Origin of the sequence: Romboutsia lituseburensis DSM 797, from assembly GCF_900103615.1 — a bacterium.
In the GTDB taxonomy this organism is placed as follows: Bacteria; Bacillota; Clostridia; order Peptostreptococcales; family Peptostreptococcaceae; genus Romboutsia_F; species Romboutsia_F lituseburensis.
Map to the genome: position 1 here is coordinate 156,636 of NZ_FNGW01000002.1, position 12,034 is coordinate 168,669.

Below are 12,034 nucleotides of genomic sequence, written 5' to 3' on the forward strand. Positions count from 1 at the left end.
TTCACTTATCATAAAAAATAGTTTATAGTATACTATAGTGGGGACACATATTATGGTTTAACTTTTAAAAGTTGAAAGGAATGAAAATTTATGAATAAAGTATTTAAAAATTTTAGAAAAAAAGCTACTACGCTTACTCTTGCTGCTGTGCTTAGTTTGTCTACACTTACTCTTTCATTTGCAGATAGTTCAAAAGTTGTTACACTTGGTGCAAACTTAAAACCAGAGCAAAAGCAACAGATGTTAAAATATTTTGGTGTTAATGATAATGAAGCTGTTGTTTTAGATGTTAATAATCAAGAAGAAAGAAAATATCTACAAGGTGTTGCAAGCGAAGAACAACTAGGTAAAATAACTATTTCTTGTTCTTATGTTGAACCAACTACTAAAGGAAACGGTATAAACGTAAAAACAGCTAATCTTACTTGGGTTACTAGTTCTATGATAGCAACTACTTTATCTACTGCTGGTATAGAAAATGCTAACGTAATAGCAGCTGCTCCATTCCCTGTATCTGGTACAGGAGCTTTAACAGGTGTTATGAAGGCATTTGAAGATGCTACAGGTAAACCTCTACCTGAAGATAAAAAAGAATTAGCTACAGAAGAGTTAATTACTACAGGTGACTTAGGAGATGAAGTAGGTCAAGATAAAGCTACTGGTGTTATCAATGATATAAAAAGTGAGATAATAAAAAATGGTACTAAAGATACTGTTCAAATAGCAGATACTATAAATAACATAACAAATAACTACAACATAAATCTAACTGATGAACAATTTAAAAAAATAGAAGATTTAATGCTAAAAATATCTCAACAAGATTATGAATATAATAAAATAAAAGATACTTTAGCTAATGTTTCTGATAATGTAGATAAAAATTTATCAGCTCTTGGTGAAAATGTTGGTAACTCTGGTTTATTTGATTCAATAGGTGATTTTTTTGGAGGAATAGGTGAATGGTTTGGTAACTTATTCAATTCTAATAGTAAAGATTTAGGCATACTTGAAAATACTAATGATGAATTATTAGGTTCAAATGCTCAAATAGACGCTACAGATGATAAAGCAATAAATATGCCTTCAAGTGAAGAAGTCGAAGGATTCTTTGCTAAAGTTTGGAATTGGTTTACTGGATTGTTTAACTCAAATTCAGAAAATAAAACTAATGATTCTAACGTTAACTCTACACCTGAACAAAACAATGCTATTGAACCAAAAGATGATGCTTCTAAAAATTTAAATAATCAAGATTCATCTTTAGAGCAAAATACTCCAACTTCTAATACTGAAGATAAAAAAGAAACTCAACAACCTTCAGTAGATGAAAATAGTAGTCCAGTTGAAAATAATACGCAGGAACAAAATTCACAAGATAATAATCAAACATCTGAAATACCACCTGCTCAATAAATAAATTTAAATAATCAAAAGTTGCCAGTTAGATGTTAATTCTAATTGGCAACTTTTTTAATAAACTACTTATATTATTATAATAAAAAAAGATATCTTAAATAAGATATCTTTTTTTATTTTGTTATTTAGATATTAGTATTAAAGCTTGAGCAATAATTATAGCAATTGAACTCTTTTTCTTATAAGCTATATATACACCATTCCAATCATCACAATATTTTTCTTTAAACTTTCTTAAACCTTGGAATGAATATATTTTTTCTCCACAAGAATATACATATCCACCTAACTTTTCTATTTTTCTAGATTGTGTTGATTTTCCAACTTCAGCTAATGGTGCTAATCCCATATTAAACTTTAAATAACCTTCTTCTTTAGCCCATATGAATAAGTTTACAAACATAAAGTCCATTACACCATTACAAGTACTATTTGAAAATCTCATTAAATCTATTGATAAAGTTTCTTCATCGTACATAGGCATAAGATTTGCAAATCCCTTAATTTCACCTTCTTTATTTTTAACAACAGCAATTGGCTCTCTGCTTAAATAATCAACTTTAAAAGACCCTATTGAGAATCCTTTTTCTTTTCTATTACCTAGCCATTCATCTGATACTGATTTTAAACTATTTAAAAATTCATCCGTAAAAGGTGGCTTCACTATTTCAAATGTATATTCTTGTTTTGTAACTCTAGATATAGCATTTCTTACACTTTTCATTTTTCGTCCTTCTAAAGTGAATTCCTGCAGATCTACACTAGCTTCTTCACCCAATTTCATAAAATCATAACCTATTTCATGTAACTGTGGTATTAAACTTTGCTCAACTGAACAAAATACAGGTGTATATCCATATTTGTCTGCTAATTCACTAAATTCTTGTACTACATCTAATATTTTATCAGGATTTCCAACAGGGCTTCCTAATATAAATATTTTATCTAAACAAATTTGATACTGCATAATAACATCTTTATCTTCATTTAAATAAATAAATTTATCATCTAAATAAATGTAGTGTATCATATTTGATCCTTGGTATTTTTCTAGTATATTTTTTAAATCACCTTCACACTGTTTTAATGTAAGCTTAGGGAAATTTTCTGATTTACTACCTAAGTACATTATAGCTATATATGCAACAGCCATAGTAAATCCTATCATACTATAAATAAATATATTATGGCTATATGGACTGTACAGCCAATATGTATTTGTACGAAGAACATACATATACATTATTTCAAATACCCCTAACACTAAAATGTCTCTTAAAAACTTTTCCCATTTCATTACAAAGCCTTCTCTATAAAACTGTGGCTTACTTAAGCAAAGTATTGCCGCTATAGAAATAACATATATAACTGCTAGATAGCCTACATGATTCATTATCGCTATTACTCCAAACATTAGAACAAGTACAGTTGTTATATTATATATTTTTTTTGATTTATACATTATAAGTCTAGAAGTAGCAATTAATCCAAAGCCTAATATTATTGCTATTTGATCAAAATATAATGAATCTAATCTATTCATCATTAATAAATATGATGTTTCTCTTATTATTTTTATGTTATCATTCAAATTCGGAATAAGCCCATTTATAAGTAAGCTTGCACCTGAGAAAAATACAAGACCTACTAATATTAAGTATGATACTTTTGATACCGCATTGGTTGCTATTATTCTTACTTTATTATCCATTTTTAAATAAATTTCATTGGCATACAATATAGCCCCTATAGAAAGAGGTAACAAGTAGTATGAAACTCTATATAAAAATATAGCTAATAATATTTTTTCACCTTCTACACCTAGAGCTTGCAATCCTAACATAAAGCTTAAGTCAAAAGATCCAATACCTCCTGGTGACATACTTACAATAGCAACAACAATTGATATTACGAAAATAGGGAAAAACTCTGCTATAGATATTTTTATTCCTAATATAACTAATATACTATATATTAATATTATAGTTGTTAACCACTCTGATGCTGATATCAATATTATTTTTATAGCATCTTTAGCATCTGTTTTTTCTTCTAAATTTCCTGTTAAATATTTATATGCAAGGTATGCAATTAAAGCTGGTAAGTATATGCTTATAAGTATAATCCCTATTACTTTTGGATTATTAAGTTGTATTGTTTTAGTATTCATCATCATATATACTAAACAAACCATTGAGAAGCCACTTAAATTTAAAGCAATTATTTTAGAAATTTCTTTTATTAATAATTTTTTGTCTTTTACATAATCATTATAAAAATGAGTTTTTAATGCTAATGCTGTACTACCACCAAATCCTGCTATACTAGCTACTGAGCTAGCTATCCAAGAAAACTTATATAACTTTTTATTATCTAGTTCTATATTAACTCTCTTTTTTAATACAAAATCATAAAAACTAAGCGGGATATATGAAATAATACCTAAGAACGCTATGCAAATTATATTTAACAGAGATAGTTCTTTTGTATACCTTTCAAACTTGCTTATGTCAAAAGAACTTATTATACCTAAAAATTCTTTTAAAACTATTATTAAAATACCTATCATTAATATTATTTTTAATATACTTTTTATCTTATCTTTATTTAAGTTGTTTTTACTATTTTTAATATCTAATATTTTAGACTGACTATCTTCCATGCCTAAATTCATAACTTAAATACCTCCTAACCTCTTGATATCTATATATTATAATATCATTTTAGTCTAAAGTTTACCTTACATTAACCTTACAATTTAGTAAGGTTGTAAAAAATAAAAAACAAGATGGTAGATATGAAAAATCTACCATCTTACTTTTACTTTTTAGGAATTCTAATTTCAAAAATAGTCTTAAATTCTGAATTTAAATCTGATATAAGCTTTATGTTTCCATTGTGTTTTTCAACTATCTTTTTCGTTATAGCTAGTCCAAGACCCGAACCTTGCTTTGTATTTCTAGAATCATCTCCTACTACAAATGCATCAAATATACTATTTATTATATCTTCGGGTATACCAATACCATCATCCCCAATAGTTATTTTATAATCATTAAGCTCTTCCTCTAAAATAATACATATAGTGGTTCCTTCTTTATTATGTTTTATGCTATTTGATATAATATTTTCAAATGCTCTTTTTAATTGTACCTCATCAAAGTAACATAAAAGTTTATGCTCAGGTATTTCTACCTCCATATTAAAATTAATATCATAAATATATTCATATTTATGAGCTACATAAGCTCTTATAAATTCACTTAAATCTTTTTGTTCTAAATTAAGTTTAAAATCTATATGTTCTAACTTACTATATTCATGAAATACATTTATAAGTTCAGTTAAATTATTCGATTTTTCATATATTATTTTCAGATATTTTTCTTGGTCATCCTTAGATATTATTCCATCTGATAATGCTTTTGCATATCCTTGAATAATTGTTATAGGTGTTTTTAAATCATGAGATATATCTGCAAGCATTTTTTGTTTCTCTGACTGTAAATGTTCATTTTCTTCTTTGCTTTTATTTAACTTTTGTGACATAGCATTGAAATTCTCGCAGATTTGCATAAATTCATGTGATCCTTTATATTCAATACTTTCATAAGTTCCACCCTCTGATAATGAAATCATAGCTTTATTTAATTTTTCAAGAGGTTTTTTTACCTTCCAATTTAGCCACATAACAAATAAAGCAGTAGAAATTGTATATATTATTAAAAATATAACAAAAGTTATCATTAAACTTTTATCTAATATAGTAGCTATTTTATCTTCACTTAATTTACTAATTTTTAAAATCATTGTATATTTATTTTTATCTTTATCTTCAAACTGATATTTACTTATATAATATTTTTTTGATATATTGCCAGTTAAATAATCAAACTCTTTTTTTGTATAAGAAGTTTTGTTACTCTCTAGATTACCACCACTATACACAACATTTAAATTTTCATCTAATATTTCAAACCAACCTTCATTACTATCATAGTTCTTATCTAAATCATCTGTGTATTTATTTTTAGATATTATTGTAAATTTTTTGTTATTTTTATCCTTATAGGTTTTTAAGTGTATTGATGATTCATACTCATCATATTCAGGTATATATTTAAGTTCATTATTTGTATATGATGCTATTTGTTCTTTCTTTTTATTGCTCTTATATATTACTTTATTATTTTTATCTAAAATTTGAATAGACCCATTTTTACCTACTAAGTCTTTTATATTTAATTCAGTATAATTCCCTTTTTTAAGTATGTCTAATTGATTTTTAGGGTGCCCATATGGAAATCCTAAAAACTTATCTGTTATAAGTATACCTATGAAAAACATTGCACAAACTATAATTGCATTTGTTATTGTAAAAAGAACATAGTTTTTTATCAGGAGATTAAAGAAGCTTTTTTTCTTAATTTTCTTTAATTTTTTCAATTTTATATCCTACTCCTCTTATAGTTTTTATATATGTTGGATTTTTAGGGTCATTTTCTATCTTTTCTCTAAGCCTAGAAATATGGACCATTATACTATTTTCATCTATCATAGAATAATCTCCTTTTATTATTTCTCCTATCTGAACTTTTGTATATACTCTTCCAGGTGATTTCATAAATGTAGTAAGTATTTTATACTCACTAGGCGTTAATATTATTTCCTCATCGTTTTTGCTAATTACAAAAGTTTCTAAGTTTACTTTTATATCTCCTACTTTTATAACGCTTTCTTTTCTTTCTTTTTCATTATTTGTCATATCATTATTTAAACTATAGCATCTTCTTAACAATGATTTAACTCTTGCAATTACTTCTAATGGATTAAATGGCTTTGCTATATAATCATCTGCACCTAAATCAAGCCCTAAGATCTTATCACTATCTAAATTTTTAGCAGATAAAATAAGAATCGGCATATTACTAACTTCTCTTATATTTTTTGTTACTTCATATCCATTTAGCTTTGGCATCATTATATCTAATACTGCTAAATCTATTTTATTTTTTGTTATTATATTTAATGCTTCCTGACCATCATTAGCAGCTAATACTTCATATCCTTCATTTTCAAGATAAAGCTTTAAAATATCTACAATATCATTGTCATCTTCTGCTATTAATACTTTATACTTCATTTAAAACCCTCCATGCTACATTTATATCATTTATTTATATATTTATTAACTATTTCATTTATAATGTTTAATACTTCTATATTATAATATAATTCTAACTTTTTTCTTAAGATATACTTAAGTTTTCTTAAGTATATCTTATATTTATAAAAATAAGGAGTAAATTTAACTTAAATTTACTCCTTATTTTTATCTTATTAACTTTTTTGAGTTATTTATATTGTTTAAATTTAAATTTTTGCCATGGTTTTATATAGTCTATTATAAAAATTTCTTCTTCTCTTATTCCTCCTACAACGTTTGACTTACCACTATTTTTCATATCTTTCAGTACTATTTGTAATTCACCGGCATAATGACCATATTCACTACTTTCTATTACTATATCACCTTTTTTTAGTATCTCAGGTGCATTAAATATTTTAAAGTCATGTCCACTATATTTAACTCTAGGCTGAGTAGACCTAATCATATATTCGCTTATATCTCCTCGGTTAAAATGTAATTCTTCAAATAGAATTTTTTTCTCCACTTCAGGAGTATTTTTATCTAGTATAACATCAAACTCTACTAAATCCTTTCTCATGGAACCAAGCGCTTCTAGTTCATTATCTGTTGGGTAGCAATTTGATATTATTATATCATCTATACAATCTAGTGCTATTATATGTTTTGCTTGTATATCTATAGGTAAGTTTCTGTGTATTTCAAGAGTTGGTAATCCATCAGTAACAGGCCATGGTCCAAATGTATTTTTATTTTGACTAGTGACAAATACTGCTGTTTTTAATCCATACTCATTAAACCTTTGTGTGCACTTTAAAAAGTGTTCTAATTTTAATCCACTATATTTATGAGGATAAAAATTATGACAACCTATTAAATTATTTTTTTTAGGCCTATAGTCCATTATGGTATTCAAGTAATGTGTATCTTGACTCATATTTATCTCTATTTTTAAATCTTGTGGATTAAAAGTCATTAGTGATTCTTCATTGCCTGTATATCCTAAGTCTAACCTTATTCCATCTGCGCCTGTTTCCTTAAAAAAAGATAAGTCTTTATAATCTATTCCTAACTCACTAAATACACAAGGTGCTACATCCAATATTATTTCAAATCCTTTAGATTTAGCATATTCATTTATTCCTTTAAACTTTTTTATTATATTTGCCTTGCTTTCATGAACAGATAATAAACATGAAAATATTCTAGAAAATCCATTTTTATAGGCTCTATCTATATATTCATAAATTTCTTTTTCACTAGTTTTATCAGGATATATTGATATTCCTAATTTCCCCATATTCATCTCTCCTTTTTATGTATATATATAATCTTTTAAATGTATATACATTCTATATTTTATATTATACTACTACCTTACTAGTTTTTTCTAGTGTTAAATTTTGATTTTTAACCTTAATTTAACACTATTTGTCCAAAAACAAGTTCTTGATTTAACTTATTAGTGCATAATATTTATAAGATTTTAATTTTTTTTATTTGGAGGCTTTTATGAATTATTATGATATTTATAAATTAGTGAAAAGTGAAGATTTAAATCATCACGGTACATTATTTGCAGGAAGAATGTCTGAATGGTTTGTTGAGAGTTGTTTTATTACAACAGCGGTTGAATACAAACATCCTGAAAATTTAGTTTGTGTAAAAGTTCAAGAACTTAATTTTTATACCCCTATAAGAAAAGGAGATATTATTCATATACAATCTAAAATTTGCTTACTTGGTAAAACTAGCTTAACTGTTTATGGGAAAGTAACTAGAAATAATGATGCAAAAGTTCTTGTTGATGGTTATCTAACATTTGTATGCATAGATGAAAATGGATGTAAAATGAACCATAACTTAGTTATGAACCCTCCTACTTCAGAAGAAGATATAAAGTTAGAAGCCAAAGCAAAGAGCTTTAAAAAATAGTACCATTATTTTACCTTTACATATCTAAATATTATATTTACAAAAGATTAAAGTTTAAATATTTAATATAGTCTACTGTTTTAGAATATATTATGTAGAACACATTATTTTCAGTAACATAATATATTCTAAAATACAAATAATACATACTATACAAATATTTTAACTAAAGTTACATTAAGGAGATATTTTATGGAACCTATTAATATAAAACGTTTAGAGTTAGAAAATATTTATGGCAAAATTAGCCCATTTGAGTTTAAAAACAAACTTTTAGAACTAGCTACTCAGCCTAATAAAAAAAGTACTCGTACATTACTAGATGCAGGCAGAGGTAATCCTAACTGGATTGCACATATTCCTCGTGAGGCTTTTTTTACATTTGGTCATTTTGCTATAAATGAAAGTTTAGAGTCTTGGCATAAGGGACCATTATCTGGTATGCCTAGAAGAACAGGTATATGCAATAGACTTTATAAATTTATAGAAGATAATCCAACTCTTCCTCAAATAGACTTTTTAAAACAAATTATTGATTACGGAATAAATAAACTAAACTTCGATCCAGATAAATTTGTTCATGAATTAGCAGATGCTATAATAGGAGATAACTATCCATTTCCTGACAGAATGCTTGTACATATAGAGAAAATCGTTAAAGAATATCTAATTCAAGAAATGAAATATGATGTAACTAACGGAGGAAACTTTAATGTATTTGCCGTTGAAGGTGCTACGGCTGCTATGTGTTATATTTTTGACTCATTAATCGCTAATAATTTATTATTAAAAGGGGATAAAATAGCTATAATGACACCTATATTTACACCCTATTTAGAAATTCCGCATTTACCTAGATATGAATTTGATGTTGTTTATATTACAGCTGATGAAACAACTCCTGATGGTAAACATACTTGGCAATGTTCAGATAATGAGTTAGAAAAACTTTGTGATAATGATATAAAAGCACTATTTGTTGTTAATCCAAGTAATCCTCCATCAGTTGCAATTTCCCCTAAATCAACTTCAAAGATAGTTGACATAGTTAAAAATCATAATCCTAATTTAATGATTATATCAGATGATGTTTATGGAACTTTTGTACATGGATTTAAATCTTTAATGGCAGAACTACCATATAATACAATAGGCTCTTATTCTTACTCTAAATACTTTGGAGTAACAGGATGGAGACTTGGTACTTTAGCACTTCATGAAAATAATATTTTTGATAAGTTAATATCTGAGTTACCATACTCTATAAGAAAAAGAACCAATAGAAGATATGCTGATATGAATACTAATCCTGAGAAAGTTCCTTTCATAGATAGAATAGTTGCAGATAGTAGGCAAGTTGCTCTTAACCATACCGCAGGACTTTCTACACCTCAGCAAGTACAGATGGCATTCTTTTCTGCCTTTGCACTTATTGATAGGGATAATATATACAAAAATATAACTATTGATATTTGTCATACAAGACGAAAATTGTTATTTGATAGCCTTGCATTAGAAATTCCTAACGATCCTAATGATGCTTGCTATTATACTCAGTTCGACTTACTAGAATGGGCTACACGTCATCATGGGGAGGATTTTGCTAATTATTTAGAAATGAATTACAAACCTGTAGATCTTTTATTTGATTTAGCAGAAGAATCTTCTATTGTTTTACTAAGTGGAGGCGGATTTGCAGGACCTAAATGGTCAATTAGGATTTCTCTTGCTAATCTTTATGATAAAGCTTATTCAGAAATAGGCATCGCACTAAAAAAAATATTAGATAAATACATCGAGAAATGGAAATCTAATTCTATATAATACGTTTTTATATAAAAAGCACTAAAAGATTTATTTAATAAATCTTTTAGTGCTTTTTATTTACTAGTCGTATTTTTAATCTTTTATATTAAAAACTTTATTCCAACTTAATTTAATAAATAATATTAACACGATAAAATAAATTAATGTCATTAACATACTTTTACTTACTAAAAAATGAATTGCAACAACTATCCCTACTATAAACATAGATTTAAACATAGTTATTATATTATCAGAAGAGTTAGTATTTTTATACTCCTTTGAAAAAGGCATTATTTTATCATTTAATTTAAATGTAACCATTGATGTTATTATTAGAGAAACAAACATTACAAATAAATGTAGAATAACATTCGTTCCAAATAGTATTATAAATCCCATGCTCATAATAATAAATACAGGTAATATAAGCTTATATATACTAGCTTTAAACATTCCTTTATAAACATTTGATTTCTCTTTTATAGGCAGTACATCATAAATCCATGCAGCTTCATATTGAGCTGAGAACTTAAGTGTTGTTATTATACTTTGAGACATCAATACACATAAATATCCCATAAAATAATTTTTACTACCCTTTAAACTATCTAAAAATTGTACTAATCCGTTGCCATCATAAAATGATACTAACATTATAAATGGCATAAATGCTCCCATTGCCAATGACGGATAAATTTTTGTTTTAAATTCTCTATCTTTACTTAGTACATCATAAATAAAATTAAAAAATGTTCTTTCTTCTTTATTTTTACAAATAATTTTGCTCATTTTCTGGGAAATAGTTTCTTTAGTTCTTTTACTTTTGTATGTATTATCACTCAGTTTTTGTAAATTATTTTCAAATACTGGTATTAATTTAATATATGCTATTATTGAAATTATCGGTATTACGATTGATAGTCCACTCATAACTTTAATTAAACTATCTACATTAGTTCCATTTATTATATTAAAGTTTGATGCAAACCACATAGGAGGCATTAATACATGCCATACACTTGGCTTATACACAAAATTAAAGTCAACAAATGTAAAAGCTCTTCCTACAAATTGATATCCTACTATAAATACTAATAAAAAAAGTATTTGGAAAGCATTTATCATGTCTTTTAACTTTTCTCCGCTAAATATTTTTAAAATAACAAAATACATAAGTGCTGTAATTATTATCATAAGAATATCAATCAAAATAATACTAAGTAAAAATAATATTATAAATTTAGGACCATATCTAAGACCTGCAATAACAGCGGTTATACATATAGCCAAACTTAGCTGTGATATGTATATAAATATATGAGTAAATTTTGCTGCATTTAAAGTTTTTAAGTCTACCCCTTTTGTAACAATTATATCCTTATCATTTATATCTAATATTACACTTGAAAAGTCAGATATAAATACACTTAATATAAGTACCATAAAAAAACTAAAATACAAACTCATTTTTATAATAGGGTTTGTGTCCATAAGTATAATTGGAGCTGATATCACCCCTACTACTGCGTATATTAGTAAAGACATATAGAAAGAATTTTTATCTTTGACTTCTTCTTCTTGATTTAATATATTTTGACCACGTCTTCCATCCATTGTTAATTTAGATTGGACTATAAGCCTCATTATTTCATAGTTTATACCTAGACCTTGGTATATTCCCTTAAACAAATCTAGTATTTTTAATATATAAAAATCCTTCAT

Annotated in this window: 8 protein-coding genes; 3 read left to right on the forward strand and 5 right to left on the reverse strand. The window is 26.2% G+C overall.

The features are described 5' to 3' along the window. The first annotated feature begins 90 nt into the window (after positions 1-90). Positions 91-1,416: a DUF1002 domain-containing protein gene (locus BLP75_RS03915; RefSeq protein ID WP_092723112.1), complete on the forward strand. Its 1,326-nt coding sequence runs from the start codon at positions 91-93 to the stop codon at positions 1,414-1,416. A 124-nt stretch (positions 1,417-1,540) separates the two neighbouring features. Here the strand turns inward: BLP75_RS03915 and mprF are convergent, their stop codons facing one another. The 4 genes from mprF to BLP75_RS03935 form a co-directional block, all read right to left on the reverse strand. Further along, complete coding sequence (mprF, locus tag BLP75_RS03920) at positions 1,541-4,093, reverse strand: bifunctional lysylphosphatidylglycerol flippase/synthetase MprF (protein WP_092723114.1); 2,553 nt, start codon at positions 4,091-4,093, stop codon at positions 1,541-1,543. Between the two features lie 146 nt (positions 4,094-4,239). Continuing rightward, positions 4,240-5,865 carry a HAMP domain-containing sensor histidine kinase gene (locus BLP75_RS03925; RefSeq protein WP_092723116.1) on the reverse strand — a complete coding sequence of 542 codons (1,626 nt, stop codon included), beginning with the start codon at positions 5,863-5,865 and terminating at the stop codon, positions 4,240-4,242. Continuing rightward, positions 5,843-6,562, reverse strand: a complete 720-nt coding sequence (locus BLP75_RS03930; RefSeq protein ID WP_092723118.1) for a response regulator transcription factor — start codon at positions 6,560-6,562, stop codon at positions 5,843-5,845. The genes BLP75_RS03925 and BLP75_RS03930 overlap by 23 nt, the downstream gene beginning before the upstream one ends. Positions 6,563-6,773: 211 nt before the next feature. Further along, entirely contained in the window at positions 6,774-7,868 is a 1,095-nt protein-coding gene (locus BLP75_RS03935) for a DUF871 domain-containing protein (protein ID WP_092723120.1), read from the reverse strand. A gap of 212 nt (positions 7,869-8,080) precedes the next feature. Here BLP75_RS03935 and BLP75_RS03940 point away from each other — a divergent pair, with 212 nt between their 5' ends. Beyond that, entirely contained in the window at positions 8,081-8,503 is a 423-nt protein-coding gene (locus BLP75_RS03940; protein WP_092723122.1) for an acyl-CoA thioesterase, read from the forward strand. 192 nt (positions 8,504-8,695) lie between these two features. Further along, positions 8,696-10,327, forward strand: coding sequence for an aspartate 4-decarboxylase (gene aspD / locus BLP75_RS03945; RefSeq protein ID WP_092723124.1), 1,632 nt, complete (start codon positions 8,696-8,698; stop codon positions 10,325-10,327). 75 nt (positions 10,328-10,402) lie between these two features. Here the strand turns inward: aspD and BLP75_RS03950 are convergent, their stop codons facing one another. Then, positions 10,403-12,034, reverse strand: coding sequence for a hypothetical protein (locus BLP75_RS03950; RefSeq protein ID WP_092723126.1), 1,632 nt, complete (start codon positions 12,032-12,034; stop codon positions 10,403-10,405).

Bases quoted from the DNA above. Each gene is read 5' to 3' on its own strand.
- BLP75_RS03915 (WP_092723112.1), top strand. From the start codon at position 91: ATGAATAAAGTATTTAAAAATTTTAGAAAAAAAGCTACTACGCTTACT.
- mprF (WP_092723114.1), bottom strand. From the start codon at position 4,093: ATGAATTTAGGCATGGAAGATAGTCAGTCTAAAATATTAGATATTAAA.
- BLP75_RS03930 (WP_092723118.1), bottom strand. From the start codon at position 6,562: ATGAAGTATAAAGTATTAATAGCAGAAGATGACAATGATATTGTAGAT.
- BLP75_RS03935 (WP_092723120.1), bottom strand. From the start codon at position 7,868: ATGGGGAAATTAGGAATATCAATATATCCTGATAAAACTAGTGAAAAA.
- BLP75_RS03940 (WP_092723122.1), top strand. From the start codon at position 8,081: ATGAATTATTATGATATTTATAAATTAGTGAAAAGTGAAGATTTAAAT.
- aspD (WP_092723124.1), top strand. From the start codon at position 8,696: ATGGAACCTATTAATATAAAACGTTTAGAGTTAGAAAATATTTATGGC.
- BLP75_RS03950 (WP_092723126.1), bottom strand. From the start codon at position 12,034: ATGAAGGATTTTTATATATTAAAAATACTAGATTTGTTTAAGGGAATA.